The organism is Bradyrhizobium sp. NP1, from assembly GCF_030378205.1.
Lineage (GTDB): Bacteria > Pseudomonadota > Alphaproteobacteria > Rhizobiales > Xanthobacteraceae > Bradyrhizobium.
This window is the reverse complement of sequence record NZ_CP127385.1, coordinates 5,089,108-5,108,291: the sequence shown is the minus strand read 5'-3', so window position 1 is coordinate 5,108,291 and position 19,184 is coordinate 5,089,108. Positions and strand designations below refer to the sequence as shown.

Annotated in this window: 17 protein-coding genes; 11 read left to right on the top strand and 6 right to left on the bottom strand. The window is 65.2% G+C overall.

Annotated elements, in window-relative coordinates; translation table 11 throughout:
* Positions 1-59 precede the first annotated feature (59 nt).
* A complete protein-coding gene (gene thrS / locus QOU61_RS24745) occupies positions 60-2,114 on the bottom strand; it encodes a threonine--tRNA ligase (protein ID WP_289653811.1) in 2,055 nt (684 codons plus the stop codon).
* 260 nt (positions 2,115-2,374) lie between these two features.
* Between thrS and QOU61_RS24740 the strand changes: the two genes are divergently transcribed.
* The 3 genes from QOU61_RS24740 (at position 2,375) to QOU61_RS24730 (ending at position 5,400) form a co-directional block, all read left to right on the top strand.
* Complete coding sequence (locus QOU61_RS24740; protein ID WP_289653810.1) at positions 2,375-3,613, top strand: COG3904 family protein; 1,239 nt, start codon at positions 2,375-2,377, stop codon at positions 3,611-3,613.
* Between the two features lie 98 nt (positions 3,614-3,711).
* A complete protein-coding gene (locus tag QOU61_RS24735; protein ID WP_289661729.1) occupies positions 3,712-4,902 on the top strand; it encodes an MFS transporter in 1,191 nt (396 codons plus the stop codon).
* Positions 4,903-5,046: 144 nt separating this feature from the next.
* Positions 5,047-5,400 carry a hypothetical protein gene (locus tag QOU61_RS24730; protein WP_289653809.1) on the top strand — a complete coding sequence of 118 codons (354 nt, stop codon included), beginning with the start codon at positions 5,047-5,049 and terminating at the stop codon, positions 5,398-5,400.
* A 157-nt stretch (positions 5,401-5,557) separates the two neighbouring features.
* On the opposite strand, the gene QOU61_RS24725 is transcribed toward QOU61_RS24730, so the two are convergent.
* A complete protein-coding gene (locus QOU61_RS24725) occupies positions 5,558-6,838 on the bottom strand; it encodes an alpha/beta hydrolase (protein ID WP_502876818.1) in 1,281 nt (426 codons plus the stop codon).
* A 291-nt stretch (positions 6,839-7,129) separates the two neighbouring features.
* On the opposite strand from QOU61_RS24725, the gene QOU61_RS24720 reads away from it, so the two are divergent.
* The gene (locus QOU61_RS24720; protein WP_289653808.1) at positions 7,130-8,491 is read left to right on the top strand and encodes an APC family permease; all 1,362 of its coding nucleotides are present in this window, start codon (positions 7,130-7,132) and stop codon (positions 8,489-8,491) included.
* Positions 8,492-8,493: 2 nt separating this feature from the next.
* Complete coding sequence (locus tag QOU61_RS24715; RefSeq protein WP_289653807.1) at positions 8,494-9,708, top strand: hypothetical protein; 1,215 nt, start codon at positions 8,494-8,496, stop codon at positions 9,706-9,708.
* Between the two features lie 9 nt (positions 9,709-9,717).
* Here the strand turns inward: QOU61_RS24715 and QOU61_RS24710 are convergent, their stop codons facing one another.
* Complete coding sequence (locus QOU61_RS24710; RefSeq protein ID WP_289653806.1) at positions 9,718-10,644, bottom strand: LysR family transcriptional regulator; 927 nt, start codon at positions 10,642-10,644, stop codon at positions 9,718-9,720.
* Positions 10,645-10,746: 102 nt separating this feature from the next.
* Between QOU61_RS24710 and QOU61_RS24705 the strand changes: the two genes are divergently transcribed.
* A complete protein-coding gene (locus QOU61_RS24705) occupies positions 10,747-12,066 on the top strand; it encodes a serine hydrolase (RefSeq protein WP_289653805.1) in 1,320 nt (439 codons plus the stop codon).
* 48 nt (positions 12,067-12,114) lie between these two features.
* On the opposite strand, the gene QOU61_RS24700 is transcribed toward QOU61_RS24705, so the two are convergent.
* Both QOU61_RS24700 and yidD read right to left on the bottom strand, forming a co-directional pair.
* On the bottom strand, positions 12,115-12,282 hold the full coding sequence (locus QOU61_RS24700; RefSeq protein ID WP_289653804.1) for a hypothetical protein: 168 nt from the start codon (positions 12,280-12,282) through the stop codon (positions 12,115-12,117).
* Positions 12,283-12,400: 118 nt separating this feature from the next.
* Positions 12,401-12,742 carry a membrane protein insertion efficiency factor YidD gene (yidD, locus tag QOU61_RS24695; protein WP_289653803.1) on the bottom strand — a complete coding sequence of 114 codons (342 nt, stop codon included), beginning with the start codon at positions 12,740-12,742 and terminating at the stop codon, positions 12,401-12,403.
* Positions 12,743-13,000: 258 nt separating this feature from the next.
* On the opposite strand from yidD, the gene QOU61_RS24690 reads away from it, so the two are divergent.
* Positions 13,001-13,897 (top strand): COG3904 family protein, encoded by an 897-nt coding sequence (locus tag QOU61_RS24690; protein WP_502876976.1) that lies wholly within the window; start codon positions 13,001-13,003, stop codon positions 13,895-13,897.
* A 24-nt stretch (positions 13,898-13,921) separates the two neighbouring features.
* On the opposite strand, the gene QOU61_RS24685 is transcribed toward QOU61_RS24690, so the two are convergent.
* A complete protein-coding gene (locus QOU61_RS24685; protein WP_289653801.1) occupies positions 13,922-14,374 on the bottom strand; it encodes an iron-sulfur cluster assembly scaffold protein in 453 nt (150 codons plus the stop codon).
* Positions 14,375-14,624: 250 nt separating this feature from the next.
* On the opposite strand from QOU61_RS24685, the gene folE reads away from it, so the two are divergent.
* The 4 genes from folE to QOU61_RS24665 all read left to right on the top strand — a co-directional run bounded on the left by folE (position 14,625) and on the right by QOU61_RS24665 (position 19,039).
* Complete coding sequence (folE, locus tag QOU61_RS24680; RefSeq protein ID WP_289653800.1) at positions 14,625-15,308, top strand: GTP cyclohydrolase I FolE; 684 nt, start codon at positions 14,625-14,627, stop codon at positions 15,306-15,308.
* 27 nt (positions 15,309-15,335) lie between these two features.
* A complete protein-coding gene (gene hisI, locus QOU61_RS24675; RefSeq protein WP_289653799.1) occupies positions 15,336-15,719 on the top strand; it encodes a phosphoribosyl-AMP cyclohydrolase in 384 nt (127 codons plus the stop codon).
* Between the two features lie 142 nt (positions 15,720-15,861).
* Positions 15,862-16,866 (top strand): transglycosylase SLT domain-containing protein, encoded by a 1,005-nt coding sequence (locus QOU61_RS24670; protein ID WP_289653798.1) that lies wholly within the window; start codon positions 15,862-15,864, stop codon positions 16,864-16,866.
* Positions 16,867-17,083: 217 nt separating this feature from the next.
* Positions 17,084-19,039, top strand: a complete 1,956-nt coding sequence (locus QOU61_RS24665; RefSeq protein ID WP_289653797.1) for a phospholipase D-like domain-containing protein — start codon at positions 17,084-17,086, stop codon at positions 19,037-19,039.
* Positions 19,040-19,184: the final 145 nt, after the last annotated feature.

Sequence of the window (19,184 nt, the reverse complement as noted above, 5' to 3'; positions counted from 1 at the left end):
GTTTGATCTGCCAACCAGATAGGAAGGAGGAGCGCGAAGCGAAAGCGACTTTAGATCGATTATGAAGCCGATCCGGTCGCCTGCTTCGCCCGCGCGATATCCGGCGGCGTCGCCTCCTCGACGAGGGCCGCGATCGCCTCGGTCGTCGGCATCACCTTCTGGCCCTCGCTGCCGAGCCGGCGGACCGAGACCGAATGGCTTTCCGCTTCCTTCTTGCCGACCACGAGCAATGCCGGGATCTTCGCCAGCGAATGCTCGCGGACCTTGTAGTTGATCTTCTCGTTGCGCAGGTCGATCTCCGCCCGCAGGCCGGCGCGCCGCACCTCGGCCAGAACCTGCTTGGCGTATTCGTCGGCTTCCGAGGTGATGGTGGTGACCACGACCTGCGTCGGTGCCAGCCACAGCGGGAAATTGCCGGCGAAGTGCTCGATCAGGATTCCGATGAAGCGCTCCATCGAGCCGCAGATCGCGCGATGCACCATGACTGGCGGCTTCTTGGCGCCGTCATGGTCGATGTAGAACGCGCCGAAGCGTTCCGGCAGGTTGAAATCGACCTGCGTGGTGCCGCACTGCCAGTCGCGGCCGATGGCGTCGCGCAGCACATATTCGAACTTCGGCCCGTAGAAGGCGCCTTCGCCGGGGTTGATCTGCGTCTTGATGTTGTTGTTCTGCGCCTGGATCTCATGCAAGACGGTCGCCATTACGCGCTCGGCATGATCCCACATCGCGTCGGTACCGACGCGCTTGTCGGGACGGGTCGAAAGCTTGACCGTGAGATCGCCCTCAAAACCGAAATCCTTGTACACGGACAGGATCAGGTCGTTGATCTTCAGGCACTCGTCGGCGAGCTGCTCCTCGGTGCAGAAGATGTGCGCGTCGTCCTGGGTGAAGCCGCGCACCCGCATCAAGCCGTGCATGGCGCCGGAAGGCTCGTAGCGGTGCACGACGCCGAACTCGGCAAGCCTCAAGGGCAGGTCGCGGTAGCTCTTCAGGCCGTGCTTGAAGATCTGCACATGGCCCGGGCAGTTCATCGGCTTGAGCGCAAACCAGCGCTTGTCCTCGGCTTCGTCGCCGGCCGACTGTGCCGCGAACATGTTCTCGCGATACCAGTCCCAGTGGCCCGAGGTCTCCCACAACACCTTGTCGAGGATCTGCGGCGCGTTGACCTCGTTGTACTCGCCGGCAAGGCGCCGCCGCATATAGGCGATGACCTCCTGGAAGATGGTCCAGCCCTTGGGGTGCCAGAACACCACGCCCGGGCCTTCCTCCTGGAAGTGGAACAGGTCGAGCTCGCGGCCAAGCTTGCGGTGGTCGCGCTTCTCGGCTTCCTCGATCTGCCTCAGATACGCGTCGAGCTCTTCCTGCTTTGCGAACGCCGTGCCGTAGATGCGGGTCAGCATCGGGTTGTTGGAATCGCCACGCCAGTAGGCGCCAGCGACCTTCATCAGCCTGAAGGCGTTTCCGATCTTGCCGGTCGAGGTCATGTGCGGGCCGCGGCAGAGATCGAACCAGTCGCCCTGGAAGTAGATCTTGATCGGCTCGCTGCCGGGAATGGCGTCGACCAGCTCGACCTTGAAGGCCTCGCCCTTGTCGCGGAACACCTGCTTGGTCTTCTCGCGATCCCAGACCTCCTTGGTGAAAGGTTTGTCGCGCGCGATGATCTCGCGCATCTTCTTCTCGATCGCGGCGAAGTCTTCCGGGGTGAACGGCTCGTTGCGGAAGAAGTCGTAATAGAAGCCGTTCTCGATCACGGGGCCGATCGTGACCTGGGTGCCCGGCCACAGCGACTGCACGGCCTCCGCCAGCACATGGGCGGCGTCATGCCGGATCAGCTCCAGCGCGCGCGGGTCATCGCGCGAGATTAGCTCGATTTTGGCGTCCTGCTCGATCGGATCGTTGAGGTCGGCAAGATCGCCGTCGAGCGCCATGGCGACGGTGCGCTTGGCAAGCGAGGGCGAGATGCCCTTGGCGATCTCGAGGCCGGTGGTGCTTTTCGGGAATTCGCGGCTGGCGCCGTCGGGGAAGGTGAGGGTGACTTTCAGCGGCGGGGTTGCGGGCTTCAGATTGCTGAGGCTGTACTGGAATCCGGATTCGGACTTGTGATCGTCGGACATGGCTTCTCCTCAAGGCTCACTCCTGCGAACGAGCGCAGGTAAGCGGGAAACAGCGATATAGCAGGCGATTCGGGCGATGCAATCGGGCAACAGCAAGAAAATCGGCCTGTCAGCCTTGCTGCGGCGAGCGGTCCGGCCAGACCGCGGCGCCTGCGGGTTTTCGCCGGCGTCGATGCGCTACCGGACGTTGCGACCATGCCGTTCGTCGTCTAACCTCACGAGGCCATTTTCCTTCCGCGTCGCGTGGTTCCGTCGGCCTCATGTTTGTCCGTCTTCTGCTTCTGGTGGCCTCGCTGTCGATCCCCGGCGCATCGCGCGCGGAAGAGACGACGGCCGAGAAAGCCGGATTTGCCCCGAAGTTCACGATCTACCTCGCCAAGGGGGCGGCCAACGCCTGTGGCGTCAACTGTGATCGCTGGATCGCCGTGGAGGGCGAGGTGGATCGTGACGCGGCTGCGCGCATCCGCCGCTTTCTGGCCGGCGTCAAGGACACGCAGCGCCCGATCTACTTTCACTCACCCGGCGGAAACGTGGAGCAGTCCTACGTCATCGGGCGGTTGCTGCGCAGCCGCAAGGCGATCGCCCGGGTTGGCCGAACGATTGCGACCGCATGCGCCGCCGGCACGCAGGTCGATGCGGCGTGCCTGAAGATCAAGAACGCGGGCGGCGAGCTTGAGGCCGAACTCTCCACGCGCGGCGCGATGTGCAATTCGGCCTGCGGCTATCTGTTCCTTGGCGCGGCGACCCGTGAGGTGGCGCCCGATGCGGCGATGGGGGTGCATAACTCCAGGCTGGTGTTCGTCGTCCGCGGCCATCCGCCTGCGCAGGCGCTTGCTGACTACAGGCAGCGCCAGATGTTGACCGCCGATCGCGAGCGCGCCGCCTTCCTTGCCGCAATGGGGATCAACCGCGAGCTCAACGATCTGATCAGGACGGTCAAATTCGAAACCATGCACCTGCTGACGCGGCCGGAACTCTATCGTTTCGGAATCGACACGCGGCCATTGCCTGAGACGATGTGGACGCTGGAGAAGGCGGCTCGGCCCTACATCCACAAGACTGCGCTGGAGCGACGCGACAATGGCGCTTCGTTCCGGATGTTGGAGTGGCGCCTGTTCTGCGAGAACAAGGATCGCGCGCGACTGATGTTCGTGCGGGAGTTCGACGAGGGAGCCGCCGGCAAGAGCACGGTGGTGATGATGGCGGGCGCCGACAGGTTTGTGGCGTTCGGCAGATATCCGGCGCGGGTCGGCAAATACGAGGTCTGGAGCGACACGCTCGCGTCTGCCGCCGTCAAGGCGGTATCGGCGATGCCGCATCTGCAGGTCGGCGAGAGCATGTCGACATCGGACGGCAAGGCAGGCCTTGCAACATTCGACATCGACACCACCGGGCTGGAACCGGCATGGACGCAGCTTTTGGCGTCGTGTCCGGTCGCGACGACCAGCCCCCGTCCGATGGGGCCGCTCCCGAGCGTGAGCGCTGCGCCCGCGCCGTGACCGCGTTGGCCTCACCGATTATCAGGTGAAGCGACGCGCGAGCGTTTCGAAACACCGTCGCGCTCTTGTCATGCCACGCATGAGAAGGTTTCATGCAAATGCATGGAAAGATCTGCTATGGTCGGAAAGTGACTCGCCGTTTCGCTCCCACCTCCCTCATGCTCGGCAATATCGTCACCGGCTGCTCGGTACTGGCGCCGGCCGGCATGCTGCATGAATTGTCGGAAGGCCTCTCCGTCAGCGTCCGCACCGCCGGGCTCTTGATCACCTTCGGCGCGATCATGCTCTGCATCGGCTCGCCGCTGACGGCCTGGCTCACCAGCCGGATCGAGCGGCGCACGCTGCTCGCGGCGACGCTCGGCGTGCTTGCCTTCGCCAACGTCGCCTCCGCCTTCGCGCCCGACTACACGAGCCTGCTGATCATCCGCATGGTGATGCTGTTCGTCGGCGCGCTCTATACGCCGCAGGCGGCGGGCACCGGCGCGCTGATCGTGCCCGTCGAAAGGCGCGGCAGCGCCATCGCCTATATCTTCCTCGGCTGGTCGCTCGCGGCCGCCGTCGGCCTGCCGCTGATCACCATCATCGCCAGCCGCCATGGCTGGCGGGTGGTCTATGGCGAGGTCGGCACGGCCGGCCTGATCGCCTGCGCGCTCTTGCTGTGGCGGCTGCCGCGCGGCCTGAAGGGCGCGCCGGTCGATCTGAAGACCTGGGTCGATCTCGGCCGCAACCGCCTGATCGTGGTGCTGCTCGCGATCACGACGCTGCAGATGAGCGGGCAGTTCGTGGTGTTCACCTTCATGGGGCCGCTGCTGACAAAGCTCACCGGCGCCGGGTCCGATGCCATCGGCCTCGTGTTCGCGCTCTATGGCGTCTTCGGCTTTGTCGGCATCATGATCGCAACGCGCATCGTCGACAGCTGGGGCGCCTGGCGCACGTCGGTGCTTTTCACCGCGCTGCTGCTCGCCGGCGTCTCCGGCTGGGCCCTGAGTGCCGGCGTCTATCCGCTGATGGCGGGCTCGGTCGCGATCTGGGGCCTGGGCTTTGCGTCGGCGAATTCGATGCAGCAGGTCCGGCTCGTCACCGCCGCGCCGCCCCTCGCACCGGCGTCCGTCGCGCTCAACACCTCGGTGCTCTATGTCGGCCAGGCCACCGGCTCGGCGATCGGCGGTCTGCTTTACGCGCGCGACCTGTTCCACAGCGTCGGCTTCGTCGGGATGACCCTGATGGCGCTGGCGCTCCTGGTCGTGGTCCTGACCCGGCCAAGGCGGGCCGGGGCCGCCGCGGCATAGGCCGGTGGGGTCCGGCTTTTTCCGGCCTACAGGCGCTTGGCAAGGCAAGCGGGTCGGGGATAAAAGGCCGCATCGAAAGGCGAGCCGGTCCGACCTTGATCCCGGGCGCGGCCGCCCCACCGACGACAACGAGGGTGACGGGCCATGAGAATAGTGCTGGCGTTCCTGACGGTTCTCTATGCGGCGACTGCCTTCGCGCAGGACAAGCCGCCACCGACCGTCGGGGGCAAGCCGCTGGTGCAGGTCAAGTCGCGCGGCGCGCCGGAGAAGCCGGGCAAGGGCCAGTCGGTCGCGGTCCGGCTGCAGGCCTGCCTCGACATCGACGACCAGACCAAGGAGCGGCTGAACTGCTACGATGCGGTCGTGCCGCCGAAGCCCAATCCAAAGGCGCCTGCCGCCAAGGGTGTGATGGATTGCCGCTTCACCAAGGAAGAAGACGAGCGGCTGAGCTGCTTCAACGGCTTTGTCGAGAGCATGCCGAAGCTGCCGAAGAGCTGATGCGCTGGCCGCTAGAGCATGGGCTCTGATGGATTCAGAACCGATGCTCTCGATTCTTGTTTTGACGCGTTTTCTTCACGCGAACCGGTCGTCGCCCCGGATCAAGTCCGGGGCAGGCCGTCGCTCGAAAACGCTCTGGGCGCGGCGAGCTGATCCGCTATCGGTTGGCTGAGGGCCCACTGGCGGCGATCCGCATCGCCGGTGTCGCCGCCATCTTCACCAGCACTTCCTTGACCGGGTTGCGCGTCCAGGCCTGCGTGACGTAGTCGCGATGGGTGATGCCTTCGCCGGTCTCGACGAACACGGCGCCGCCGGGCTTCAACGGCGCACCCATGTCCTCAGAGACGCCGACGCCCTTCTCGCGCAGCATGCCCATCAGCTCGCGGGTCCGCCGCGCGGTGTAGTGGGTGTAGGAGGCAACGAAGAAGCCGTTGCGGTGATGCTCCATCCATGAGGCGAACTTGTCGAGCTCGCCATAGACGGCATCGAGCAGGAACACGCCGCGCACCCGGTCCGGGATGCCGCCGACGTCCAGGCTCCAGGCCGTCGGCAGGAAGCCGCCGCTGTAGCCGACGATGATGATCGGCATGTTGGCGAACGCCTTGGCGGAGTTTGGATCGCCATAGAGGCGGGCGAGGTGGCTCGCCGATTCATCCATGAAGCGCTTGAAGCCGCCGGGTTGCCAGAACTTGCCGGCGCTGGAGTCGGCGGCATCCACCGCCAGTTGCGGCGCGAGCAGCACCGCGTTGACGCCGGATTCCGAGATCTGCTGCGGCACCAGTTGCCGGTCGCGCACGTCGCGCTCCAGCGTCGCGCCGTTGCCGTGGAAGAACACCACGATTACGCCGGGCCGCCGCACGTCGAAATGCTCGGGCACATGCAGCAGCACGCGGCTGTCGTTATAGGTCTCGTCCTGCCAGTAGACGCGGCCGCTATAGCTGCGATGGCCGCGGCGGTCGCCCTTGGAGATGTTGAGGAACGGCGAGTCGGAGGCGGGGTTGTTGCCGAAATAGGGGAAGGCGGAGGTCTTCATGCTGACCAGCGTGGTCAGGTCTTCCTTCGCCGTCGGGCGCTGATAGGGAATCTGCGGCCCGAGCGAGGCCACGCGGTAGGGCGCGGGCTCGCTGGCTGCGGTGCGCTTGGGCGCGAAGTCTGCGAGCTGGCGCTGCGCGAGGCTTTCGCCTGACGACGGGAAGCGGTCACGGAATTGCGGCGCCGGGAAGCGGTCCTCGAAGCTGTCGCCGCTCGTCACCTGCGCATTGGCGGCGAGCGCTGACGGTGCCGGTGCGCGGCCGCATTGCGCGAGCGTCAGGGTGAGCGGCAGGCCGATGCAGGCGATCGCGAAATTCCGCCAGCGCAAGGCGCGCATCATTGCGGCCGGCGATTGCGCCGGGCCCACGCGCCCATGCATTCGGGATTTCGGATCCGCTCCGACCATCCACCCCCCAATTCCACCGGCAACGCGTCAGTCTGGCGCGCGGGTGTGTAGGTGACGTTAAGCTTCCGGAAAAACTCCCCACATCCGGAAGGCTTTAGCAGAACATTCAATCGTGTCGCGATTGTGGGACCGGCGAAGCGATTTCGCAATGCCGTAGCAGTCCGGCCGCAATATTGCCGGCAATCGAGGTATAAAAATACCTTATTCGCGATGGCAGTTCGACCGCCACTAACGCTCCTTGAAGTCGGCTTTTTCCGCCTGCACCATCGCGTTTGGGGGAACGGACCCGGCATGGCGACATCAGAGGCGGAAAGCGGGGTGTGGCCGGGCCAGCTTCCTGGAAGGGCGGCCAGGGTTTCCCTTGTCGTCGCGACCGCGATCGTGGTGGCCGACATGGTGGGGGTGGGGGTCTTCACCAGCCTCGGCTTCCAGGTGAAGGACATTCCGTCCGGCTTTTCCATCCTGCTGCTGTGGATGGTCGGCGGCCTGGTCGCGCTGTGCGGGGTGTTTTCCTACAGCGAGCTCGGCGCGATGTTTCCGCGCTCCAGCGGTGAATACAATTTTCTCAGCCGCGCCTATCATCCGGCCTTCGGCTTCCTCGCCGGCTGGGTGTCGGCGACCGTCGGCTTTGCCGCTCCGGTGGCGCTCGCGGCGATGGCCTTGGGCGAATACGGCAAGTCGGTCGCGCCGTCGGCCTCGCCCATGGCGCTCGCGGTCGGCGTGGTCCTGCTGATGTCGCTGGTGCAGCTTGGCGGCGTCAGGCATTCCGGCACCTTCCAGCTGTTCGCGACCATCCTGAAGGTGGCGCTGATCGCAGCGTTCCTGGTCGCAGGCTTCGTCATCGGCACGCCGCAGCCGGTGTCTTTTGCGCCCGTCGCGGCGGATTTCGGCCACGTCGTCAGCGCTCCCTTCGCGATCGGCCTCGTCTTCGTGATGTATTCGTTCTCGGGCTGGAACGCGGCGACCTACATCATCGGCGAGATGAAGACGCCGCAGCAGGACCTGCCGCGGGCGCTGCTCGCGGGCACGCTGATCGTGCTCGTGATCTATGTCGCGCTGAATGCCGTGTTCCTGCACACCGCACCGATGGCGGAACTCGCCGGGAAGCTCGATGTCGCCAGCATCTCCGGGCGTTATATCTTCGGCGAGGTCGGCGGCCGGATCGTCGCGGGGATGATCTGCATCGGCCTGATCTCCTCGATCAGCGCCATGATGTGGATCGGCCCGCGCGTGACGATGACGATGGGCGAGGACATTCCGGCGCTGAAGCTGTTCGCGCGCCGCTCGGCCAACGGCGCGCCGGCCTACGCGATCCTGTTCCAGCTTGCGGTCGCCAGCCTGCTCCTGTTCACCCGCAGCTTCGAGGCGGTGCTGGATTTCATCCAGTTCTCGCTGCTGTTCTGCTCCTTCTTCACCGTGGCTGGCGTCATCAAGCTGCGGATCATGCGGCCCGACCTGCCGCGGCCCTACCGCGCCTGGGGTTATCCGGTCACGCCGCTGATCTTCCTCACCGTGACCGCATTCATGATGTACTACCTCTTGACGGAACGGCCGTTGCAATCGTTGTTTGGCGCGTTGATCATGACCTCGGGTCTTTTGATCTACGCCGTTTTCCGCAAGCGGGCCGCCCCCGCATCACCGGGCCGGGAATAGACATGCGTATCCTTTCCAAGCTCGTGGCTGTTGCGGCAACCCTCGTTGCGCTGGCGTTGCCGGCGCGCGCGGCCGATGTCACCGCCAATGACACCGCGCGCTTCCTCGCCGGCATGAGCCCCGCGCAGGACTCGCCGCTTGCCGCCTTGACCGGCGACCCGGCCTGGCAGCGCCACGCCAGATTCTTCGACAACGCGTTCAGCCAGCTCGAGCAGCGGCAGGTGTCGAAGATCCGCACCTGGGCCGACGCCAACCTCGCGGCACCCAAGCCGACCATGTTCTACATGTTCTCTGGCCCCGATTTCCTCTACGCCGATGCCTTCTACGGCAAGGCGACGACCTACGTGCTGAGCGCGCTCGAGCCGCCGGGCTTCGTGCCCGATCTGTCGAGGCTGCCGCACTCCGCGGTCAATGCCGCGCTCTACAATGTCGAGCGGTCGCTCGGCTCGATCCTGAGCTTCAGCTTCTTCATCACCAAGCAGATGAAGGTCGACCTGCATGCCGACCAGATCAGCGGCACGCTGCCGATCCTCTACGTGTTCCTGGCGCGATCGGGCAAGACCATCAAGGAAGTCACCCCGGTCGCGCTGGATGCGAGCGGCATCGTCCATGTCGGCAGCGAGAATGCGGGGAGGAATCCCGCGCGGGGCATCCGCATCATCTTCAGCGGCGACGATCGCGTGGAGCGGACGCTGTATTATTTCTCGACCGATCTTTCCAATGCCGGGGTGAGGGCGTCGGGCTTCCTGAAGTTCTGCGCGACGCTTGCGCCCGGCAACAGCCTGATCAAGAGCGCCTCCTATCTGATGCATTCGGGCAATTTTTCCACGGTGCGCAACTTCCTGCTCGCCAACAGCGCAACCATCATCCAGGACGATTCCGGCATTCCGCTCGCCTATTACAATCCGAAGAGCTGGCGCTTCTTCCCGTTCGGCCGCTATGCGGGTCCGATCGAGAAGTTTCCAGGCAAGTTCCAGCAATCCTATGCCGAGCTGTTCCGCCGCGCCGAGCCGATAGATTTCGGCATCGGCTATCGCTGGCGCACCAACGAGTCGAACCTGCTGCTCTCGGTGCGGACCGCGGCCGACGAGCCGGTTGCCGATGCCACCGCCTCGACCGAGCCGGCGCCGCCGAGCCCCGCGCGTCCCAGGAAGCCGCGGCCGCCCGCGCCGATCGGGCAGCAGCTCTGGCCGCGCGGCTTCCTCTGGTTCCGCTAGCAGATCGCGCTATTGCCGCGCGCCCGACGGCAGCATCGCCTTCACCAGCTGGACGAATTCGATCGTGGCCGGCGACGGCGTCCGGTTGCGTCGGGTAAACAGCGCGAAGGTCGCGCCGATGGCCGGCGCGTCGGTCTTGAGCTGCCTGAACACGCCGTGCCTGAAGTCGTCGGCCAGCAGAACCTCCGGGGCCCAGCCCAGCGCATTGCTGTGCAGGACCATTCGCGCCATGGCCGAGAAGCTCCCGACCGAAAGGCGGGGCACCAGCTGCCCGCCGGGCGCGACGCTGAACGCGGTCCTGACCAGCTTCAGCAGGTCGCGACCAACCAGCGCGCGAGGCAGCGGCGGTCCGGCGAACGGATATTCGAGAAGGTCGTTCGGCCGGACGACCCGGCGCCGCGCGAGCGGGTGCTCCGGCCTGCAGAACATGGCAAGGCGCGTCGTCGCCAGGATCTCGCTGTCAAGATTGTCGCGTCCTTCGGCTTCCGCCGCGTCGGCGATCGCGACGTCGGAGACACCTTCGCTGACATCGTCCACGGCCTGCCTGGCGTCGCCGGCGCGCAGCACGCAATTGAGCCTGGGGTGAGCTTCCGCAAGGCGCCCGAGCGCCTGCGGCGCCCATAGCTCCGAGGGAAACACGCTGGCGCTCACCGTGATGCCTCCGGTCTCCAGCCCCTTCGCAAGGTCGATCTCCCGGACCAGCTCCGACATGTCACGCAGCAGCGTCCGGCCATGGTCGAGCACGATCCCGCCGAACAGGGTCGGCTCCGGCTCGCCGGTGCCACGGTCGAACAGGCGCACCCCGAGCTCGTCCTCCAGCGCCTGCAGGCTTTTCGTCAGCGCCGACTGGGTGACGCCGAGCGCGTTCGCCGCTCGCGTGAAGTGGCGATGCTCGGCGAGCGTGCGGACCATCTGGATCTGCCGGATCGTGGGCATGATGAAATATGCTCATCACTTAAATCATATTATGAATTTGACATATATCGCACGGCGGCGCTACCGCGGACGAAGACAACAAATCCGGGAGGAGGCGATCGCATGACCACCCGCTCAACAATGGCAGGAGCTGCCATGCTGGCTGCGACGATGGGGCTTGGCGCGGAAACCACGCTGGCGCAGGGCCAGCCGCCGCTCAGCGCCGCCGATTCCGATCCCGTGAAGATGGGCTGGATGGTCGGTGCGCCACCGCCGCCCGACAAGCTGATCCTGTTCTCCGACGCCACGATGCATCGCTTTCCGCAGACGCGCTGGTCGTTTGCGAATTTCCGCCGCTTCATGCCGTCGAGCAACATCTGGCGCGGCGAGGGCGGCGCAGCGCCGCTTCCGCGCGCCGAGCGCGAGGATATCGACGCCGTCACCTTCCAGCCGCTCGGCCGCACCACGACCATGACCTGGGCGGACTCGCTTCAGGCCAACTACACCGATGCGATCGTCGTCCTGCACAAGGGCAGCATCGTCTACGAGCGCTATTTCGGCGTGATGAACCCGCATGCCACGCACATCGCGATGTCGGTCACGAAGTCGTTTTTCGGCACGCTCGGTGCGATGCTGGTCGCGGAAGGCAAGCTCGACGACAAGGCGCTCGTCTCGACCTACATTCCGGAGCTGAAGGACACCGCCTACGGCGATGCCACCGTGCGCCAGGTCATGGATATGACCATCGGCGTGAAATATTCAGAGAACTACGCCGATCCCAAGGCGGAGATCTGGGATCATGTGCGAGCGGGCGGCGTGCTGCCGCGGCCGCCGGGCTATGCGGGCCCGACCAGCTTCTACGGCTTCCTCAAGACGCTGAAGAAGGAAGGCGAGCATGGACAGGCCTTCGCCTACAAGACCGTGAACAGCGACGTGCTGGGCTGGCTGGTCCGGCGCGCGTCCGGGCAGCCGGTCGGCGATCTGTTGTCGGAACGCATCTGGCAGAAGCTCGGTATGGAGCAGGATGCCTACATGCTGATCGACAGCGAGGGGACGGAGTTCGCCGGCGGCGGGCTCAATCTCACGGTGCGCGACATGGCGCGGTTCGGCGAAATGATGCGGCTTGGCGGAAACTACAACGGCCAGCAGATCGTGCCGAAGGCTGTCGTCGACGACATCCGCAAGGGCGGCAAGACATCCGATTTCGAGAAGGCCGGCTATGCGACGCTTCCCGGCTGGAGCTACCGCGACATGTGGTGGGTCTCCAACAACGAGCACGGCGCGTTCATGGCGCGCGGCATTCACGGCCAGTCGATCTATATCGATCCCAAGGCCGAGATGGTGATCGCGCGCTTCGCCTCGCATCCGCTGGCGGCCAACGGCAACAACGATCCGACCACGCTGCCGGCGTTCCACGCGCTCGCCAGGCATCTGATGCAGTGATCAGGCGGTTTGGCCGGGCCGCGGACAGGCGAAAGGGCCCGCCGGTCTTCACCAGCGCACATGCTGGCTCGGCACCACGAAGGACGTCGAGCTGCGCGGCTGCGGATCGCGGGTGAAATAGTCGTAGGCGACCGCGATCAGGACGAGGAGGGCGAGGACGGCCAACAGATCCACCTGCCTGGGATCGTGACCATGGCGGCTGATTTTCCAGCGCATTGTTGTTTCCTCCCAACGGGAAGCATCAAATCAACGCGAGGACGCGGCTTGCGGTTCCATGCAATGCGTCAGGGGCCTTGGAGCCATGCGGCGACCCCGACGGACCCAGCGGGGTGCCCTAGCCCGGATTGACGCCGCGCCAGCGGCCGTAGCGCCAGGGCAGGTACCAGCGCGCGCGAGGCGAGAGTTCGCGCGGCACATTGTCGATCCCTGAGGTGCCGAACGGATGGCAGCGCAACAGCCGCGCCAGTGTCATCCAGCCGCCGGCCCACAAGCCGAAGCGCTCGATCGCCTCGTCGCCATACACCGAGCATGTCGGCAGATGGCGGCAGTTGTAGCCGACCAGCGGCGACAGCGTATGGCGATAGATCCAGATCAGCACACGGCCCGCATTGCGCGGAACTCGCGCCAGCGAGTTCGCACAGTCGGCGCAGCGCAGGTGAACAAATGAATGCTTCATGAGCAATGAGCCGCGATCTTAGCCGTGGTTCTGCGGGGTTCCAGTGCAAGGAACTCACAGGGCGCCGCTAATTGCGCCACAGTCTGAAGAAAATGCATGATTTGATCGGCGGTGCAGCAAAGGTTCTATGGACGATCGCGCGCCGCATGACTACCCTCTTCATAACGCCGCCATGACAGAATCATGTGGCGTTGGCATGGGGCAAATTCCATCACCGTCGCCGCCGTGAAGGGGGCCTTGGGGGAAGGAACTGGCTTGATACGCTTGAAGTCGCCTGATCTCCGCGGATGGGTGCTGCTTGGCGCCGCCGCCCTTTGTATCGCATTGCCTGGCGCGGTCACGACGCTGGGCAATTCGGCGCACGCCGGCGCAGCGCTTGAAGAGCGCAAGCTGCCGATGAAGTTTTCCTGGGTGGCCTGCCAGCCCGATTGCCGCGGCTGGGTCAGCGCGGTCGGCGTCGTGACGGCGGACAGCCCGAAGGATTTCGAGGATTTTGCCCGCGGGCGCGAGCTTAACGGCGCGACCGTGGTGCTCGATTCCAGCGGCGGATCGGTCAACGACTCCATCATACTCGGCCGCCATTTCCGCAACCTTGGCATGCTGACCACGGTCGGCATCAGCGTGCAGCGTGGCGCGCCGGGCGAACGCACCAGCGTGATGCCGGAAGCCTATTGCGAGTCGATGTGCGTGTTCCTGCTGCTGTCGGGCAAGGCGCGCTATGTGCCGGAAGCCGCTCATGTCCGGGTGCACCAGATCTGGATGGGCGACCGTGCCGACGATCCCAAGGCCGCGAGCTACACGGCGCAGGATTTGATGATCGTGGAGCGCGATATCGGCCGGCTCGCCAGATACACGTTCGACATGGGCGGGGCAGGCGAATTGCTGTCGCTCGCGCTCAGCGTGCCGCCATGGGAAGACCTCCACGAATTGTCGCGCGCGGAATTGCAGCGCACCAACCTGGCGACGACCGAGCTGGTCGCCGACGTGCTGCCGCACACGGGTATCACGGCCGTGCCGATGGCCGAGCTGGCGCCGAAGGCGCAGGATCGCGTTGACGCCAAGGCCAGCGAGGCCCCCACGCAAGTGGCGAAGTCGACCAGGACCGCGGAAGCGGTGGTTCCGACCGGCGGCCGCGCCGCCACGCCGTCGCAATAGCGAATTAGTCTCAGGACGACGAATTCAGCCTGCGTCGGCCGGCTGTTTCGCCTTGGCCTCGATCTGGCCGATCGCATCGACCACCGCATCGAATGTCAGCATGGTGGATGCGTGGCGGGCCTTGAAGTCGCGCACCGGCTCGAGCAGGCCGATATCGGCCCATTTGCCTTGCGGGGGGGCGCCGTTTTCCTTCAGCATCCGGCGGACGGCTTCGCGCAGCTCGCGCAGTTCAGTGGCGGTCGAGCCCACGACATGGCGCGCCATGATCGAGGAGGAGGCCTGTCCGAGCGCGCAGGCCTTCACCTCATGGCCAAAGTCGGTGACGAGGGGGCCGTCCATCTTGAGGTCGACCTTGACGGTAGAACCGCACAGTTTGGAATGGGCGGTGGCGCTGGCATCGGGATCGGGAAGGCGGCCAAGGCGCGGAATGTTGCCGGCGAGTTCGATGATGCGCTTGTTGTAGATGTCGTTCAGCATGTGCGAACTCCCCGCCGTTCCGGGCGGAACACGCCCTTGGCGGGCCGGTTTCAGGGTCTTATATATGGATGCAACTGCTGGAAATACAGCCCGGCTGGCGGGCCTCGGTTGACCGAATTGCAGGGCCAACCGACCGCGCCGGATGCTAGGATTGCAGCAAGACTTTGGGGACTCAGGCGCCCGGCGGCAGAACCGCCCCGTCTGCCCGGTGACACTCCGGTCGCGTCGCGACCGGTCGAACGGAGAAGACATGGACGGCGCCACTATCAAGCCACTTCGCCCCGGCAAGCCTGCCGAAACCCGCCCCGCCGAACTCGACCCTTCGGAGTTCATGGCCGCCCTCGTGCGCGCCGATCAGCCGCGCCCCTCGCGCGCCGAAGCGGAAGCCGCAGTCAAGACGCTGCTTGGCTATATCGGCGAGAACGCCGACCGCGAGGGTCTGCTCGACACCCCGCGCCGGGTCGTCGAAGCCTTCGATGAGCTTTATCAGGGCTACCACCAGTGCCCCGCCGAGGTGCTCGACCGCACGTTTGGCGAGACCGCCGGCTATGACGATTTCGTCCTCGTCCGCGACATCGAGTTCACCTCGCAGTGCGAGCACCACATGATGCCGTTCTACGGCAAGGCGCATATCGCCTATACGCCGGTGGAGCGGGTGGTGGGCCTGTCAAAGCTGGCGCGGCTGACCGACATCTTCGCCCGCCGCCTGCAGACCCAGGAGCACCTCACCGCCCAGATCGCTGCCGCGATCGATGAAATCCTGAAGCCGCGCGGCGTTGCGGTCCTGATCGAGGCGGAGCATACCTGCATGTCGGTGCGCGGCGTCGCCAAGCATGGCGCGACGACCTTCACTAGCCGCTTCACTGGCATGTTTCGCGACAATCCTGCCGAGCAGGCGCGCTTCCTGTCCTTGGTGCGAGGACCGAACCGGTAACCTCGCGAAAGATTTGCGAGGGTTCCCGTGTCTACAACCGACCAAGATCGCGAGGAGGGGCTGGCACTGCAGCCTAAATTCGACGCGTCCGGCCTTGTCACCTGCGTCGCCACCGACGCCAAAAGCGGCGACGTCCTGATGGTCGCGCATATGAATGCGGAGGCGCTGCGGCGCACGGTAGAGACCGGCGATGCCTGGTATTTCAGCCGCTCCCGCAAGGCGTTGTGGCGGAAAGGTGAGACGTCGGGTCATACCCAGCGGGTCGTCGAGATGCGGATCGATTGCGACCAGGACGCGGTCTGGATCCGGGTCGAGCAGCAGGGACCCGCCTGCCATACCGGCCGCCGCTCCTGCTTCTACCGCAAGGTCGAAACCGGTGCGGGCGAGGCGAAGCTTTCATTGATCGATTGAAGCGCTGGATCCGGATGCTGGCTGCCGCGAGGCCCGTTTTAACCTCGCATTAACCATGATTGCCGCAGTGTGAACGGCGTTTCAGCCGATTGATCGGCGACGAGGAAGCCGCGCGTTCATTTCGCAAGGCAACAGGGCAAGCATGGCGGTCGATCCATCAAACGCCTCGGCGGGTGTCGATCCCTCCCGCGCGCCGCGGGTGGCCGGCGCCATCAAGCAGGCGGCGAGCGCGACCGGCGCGAGCTTCGAATATCTGCTGACCACCGCGAAGATGGAGTCCGACTTCAACCCGGCCGCGGGCGCCTCAACCTCTTCGGCGCACGGGCTGTTCCAGTTCATCGAGCAGACCTGGCTCGGCACGGTGAAGGAGGCGGGCGCCCAGCTCGGCTTTGGCGCCCACGCCGACGCCATCACCAAGTCCCCCTCCGGCACCTATTCGGTCAGCGATCCCGCCAAGCGGCAGTCGATCATGAAGCTGCGCGACGACCCGCAGGCTGCCTCCGCCATGGCGGCGGTGCTGACGCAGTCCAACAGTTTCAAGCTGACGGGGATGCTCGGCCGCCGCCCGACCGACAGCGAGCTCTACATGGCCCATTTCATGGGCGTCGGCGGCGCGGCCAAGCTGATCGCCAATGCCGAGGACAACCCGCAGGCCTCCGCGGCGCGGCTGTTTCCCAATGCGGCCGCGTCCAACCGCTCGATCTTCTTCGAACGCGACGGGCGCGCGCGCAATGTCTACGAGGTCTATTCGGTGCTGACCCAGCGCTATGCGGCTGCGGCAGGTTCGCCGGCCACGCGCTCGGCAATGGCGATCTATGGTGACGCGCCCTCCATAGGCGCGGTCGCGAGCGCGGGCTCCGCCGTGCCCGTCATCGACAACGCGGCCTATCTGCAGACGTTTCCGGACACGCGCGCCAATGCGGCGGTCACGCTGGCGTCGGCCAGCGATGCCGGCGCGCCGCCGCGCCCGCCGATGTTCCGTTCGCTGTTCCAGGCCGACGCCAACGCCCAGCCTGTGTCATCCACCGTGCAGGCGCTGTGGGGCAATTCCTCGTCGCTGACCTCGGTCCCGGGCACCACGCCGAATGGTGGCGCGGCGCAGCCGCTCGATCTCTTCAGCGACCGCAGCGGCAGCTTCTCGAGCTAGTGGTCCGATTCCAACATTCGCATCCCATCGTGGCAGACGGGTAGCGAACGTCAAATCCGCTCCACTAGCAGCATCGCGCTCCGTCACATCCGACCTCACGCGCCGATTCCCGCAACATTTTTATGACAACCAAAAGTGTTCTAGTTCACTTGTACGCTTGGAGGTAGAGGCATAGGTTGGCCGCCGGGTGGCTGGGCTCATGGCCGAGAGGTGACCTATGTCCATCGATGTGAAAGTTTATGACAACGGCGATCACACCGTCGTGGTGTGGCTGACCTCCGATGCCAAGCCCATCGCAAATTGCCGGGGCTTCACCATCCGCCAGCTCAAGGGCGGCGCCGAGACCTATCTGCACGGCTTTGCCGGCTTCTCCGATGACGACCAGCTCGATCCCACAGCGCCCTGGAAACATCCGTTGCAGCGCTTCATGTGGTGGGACTACTACGTCAAGCCGGGCGACGTGGTGCAGTATTCGGTCATTCCCGTCGTCGGTGACCGCAACCATTTGCAGCTCGCCACGACGGCCGCGAGTCCGCTGACCGCGCCGCTGACGATTTCGAGCCAGGCGAGCCCGAACATCAGCGCCTATTTCAACAAGGGCATCATCTCGGCGCAGTGGGTTTCGCGAGCGCTCGCGCAACTTGGTCCGCATCCCGATATCCAGGGGATCATCAAGACGCCGAACAATCCCTTGCGCAACGAACTGAGCGGGCTGTTGCGGGAGCGGCTGTTGCAGCTCCTGGCCGACGTCAAGCAGGGCAATGGCGAGATCTACGCCGCGCTCTACGAGCTCAACGATCCCGAGCTGATCGCGGGGCTGAAGGCGCTCGGCAAGAAGTGCCATCTGATCCTCGCCAACGGCGCCTTCAAGCCACCGACCAATGACGAGAACAAGGCGGTGCGCGCGCAACTGAAGGGCGTCGTCGACCTGAAGAACCGCATCGTCACGGGCAACCATTTCGCGCACAACAAGTTCGTGGTCGCCTGCGATTCCGCGGGCAACCCGAACAGCGTGCTGTCCGGCAGCACCAACTGGACCGTCACCGGCCTGTGCACGCAGGCCAACAATGCGATCATCGTCAAGGACGCGGCGGTCGCGGCGGATTTTCTCGCCGAATGGAAGCTCTTGGCGCAGGCCGGCAACGGCTATCCGCCGGCGCTCGCGAAGACGAATTCGACCGCGAGGACCATGAACGTCGACGGTGGCGCCATCACCCAATGGTTCGCGCCGACCAATGGCGGGCCGGACCTCGAATATGCGCGCAAGCTGATCAACGCCGCCAAGCAGGGCATCCTCTTCCTGTTCTTCAACCCGGGCGGCTTTGTCCAGGAAGACCAGCCGGTCGGCAAATGGACGCTGCTGCAGAGCATCCTGTTCCGTCACCACCAGGATAGCGCCAATTACGATGGCAGCCTCTATATCCACGGCGTGGTGAACCAGGAGATCAAGAACCTCACCACGGAGCAGGCGGGAGCTGGACCGTCGGCGGCGGAGGCCGCGCTCGACCCGGAAGCCAAGACACCGGTGACGCTGTTCAACGGCGGCAAGGAGCCGCCGCAGCGGCTGGGCTATGAATCGATGGTGCCGAAGAACATCAAGGACGTCTTCCACGACTGGGCGACGGAAGTTCTCGGTTCGGGCGTTCACATCCACAGCAAGGTGGTGGTGCTCGATCCGTTCGGCGACAAGCCGGTCGTGATGACCGGCTCGCACAATCTCGGCTTCAAGGCTTCCAGCAAGAACGACGACAACCTGATGATCATCGAGGGCAACGCGCCGCTTGCTGCGGCCTATGCCGCCAACATCATCGCGATCTACCAGACCTATCGCTGGAACGCCTATGTCGAGGCGCACCGGCAGGATCCGAAGGTCTGGCACGGCCTTGTCGACGACGACCAGTGGCAGACCGGCTATCTCGGCGGCGACGAGCTCGCCGAGCTGCAGTTCTGGATGGGCGCGCATCGCGCGGCGGCCGCAACCGCCAGCGCGGCAACCGCCGCGACGAAGCCGCGCGTGCCGCAGCATGCGCCGGCTTCGGCGAAACATGGTGCGAAGCCGGTCAAACACGCGGCGACGCCGCATGGTGGCGTACGCCGGAAGCGGTCCGCGGTGAAAAAGCCTGTCGCGCACAAGGCCGCCAAGTCGGCGCGACGCTCGCGCAAGCGCGCCTGAGTTCAGGCGCCGTCGCGACCGGGGCAATCTTTGAAGGCACCGATCGGCCGGCTTGCGCATGCAGGCCGGCCGAAGCTTCCTGGACGGCCGGCCTTCGTTAATGAAACGTCAATGAAACCAGCCGGTTATGGTGAACGCTTTGTTA

What these genes read in the sequence shown, in the direction of transcription:
- QOU61_RS24700 (WP_289653804.1), bottom strand. Translation starts at nt 12,282, where the DNA reads ATGCGCTGGAAAATCAGCCGCCATGGTCACGATCCCAGGCAGGTGGAT.
- folE (WP_289653800.1), top strand. Translation starts at nt 14,625, where the DNA reads ATGGACGGCGCCACTATCAAGCCACTTCGCCCCGGCAAGCCTGCCGAA.
- QOU61_RS24715 (WP_289653807.1), top strand. Translation starts at nt 8,494, where the DNA reads ATGCGTATCCTTTCCAAGCTCGTGGCTGTTGCGGCAACCCTCGTTGCG.
- QOU61_RS24670 (WP_289653798.1), top strand. Translation starts at nt 15,862, where the DNA reads ATGGCGGTCGATCCATCAAACGCCTCGGCGGGTGTCGATCCCTCCCGC.
- QOU61_RS24665 (WP_289653797.1), top strand. Translation starts at nt 17,084, where the DNA reads ATGTCCATCGATGTGAAAGTTTATGACAACGGCGATCACACCGTCGTG.
- QOU61_RS24685 (WP_289653801.1), bottom strand. Translation starts at nt 14,374, where the DNA reads ATGCTGAACGACATCTACAACAAGCGCATCATCGAACTCGCCGGCAAC.
- yidD (WP_289653803.1), bottom strand. Translation starts at nt 12,742, where the DNA reads ATGAAGCATTCATTTGTTCACCTGCGCTGCGCCGACTGTGCGAACTCG.
- QOU61_RS24710 (WP_289653806.1), bottom strand. Translation starts at nt 10,644, where the DNA reads ATGCCCACGATCCGGCAGATCCAGATGGTCCGCACGCTCGCCGAGCAT.
- QOU61_RS24725 (WP_502876818.1), bottom strand. Translation starts at nt 6,838, where the DNA reads ATGGTCGGAGCGGATCCGAAATCCCGAATGCATGGGCGCGTGGGCCCG.
- QOU61_RS24705 (WP_289653805.1), top strand. Translation starts at nt 10,747, where the DNA reads ATGACCACCCGCTCAACAATGGCAGGAGCTGCCATGCTGGCTGCGACG.
- QOU61_RS24735 (WP_289661729.1), top strand. Translation starts at nt 3,712, where the DNA reads ATGCATGGAAAGATCTGCTATGGTCGGAAAGTGACTCGCCGTTTCGCT.
- QOU61_RS24730 (WP_289653809.1), top strand. Translation starts at nt 5,047, where the DNA reads ATGAGAATAGTGCTGGCGTTCCTGACGGTTCTCTATGCGGCGACTGCC.
- QOU61_RS24720 (WP_289653808.1), top strand. Translation starts at nt 7,130, where the DNA reads ATGGCGACATCAGAGGCGGAAAGCGGGGTGTGGCCGGGCCAGCTTCCT.
- QOU61_RS24740 (WP_289653810.1), top strand. Translation starts at nt 2,375, where the DNA reads ATGTTTGTCCGTCTTCTGCTTCTGGTGGCCTCGCTGTCGATCCCCGGC.
- thrS (WP_289653811.1), bottom strand. Translation starts at nt 2,114, where the DNA reads ATGTCCGACGATCACAAGTCCGAATCCGGATTCCAGTACAGCCTCAGC.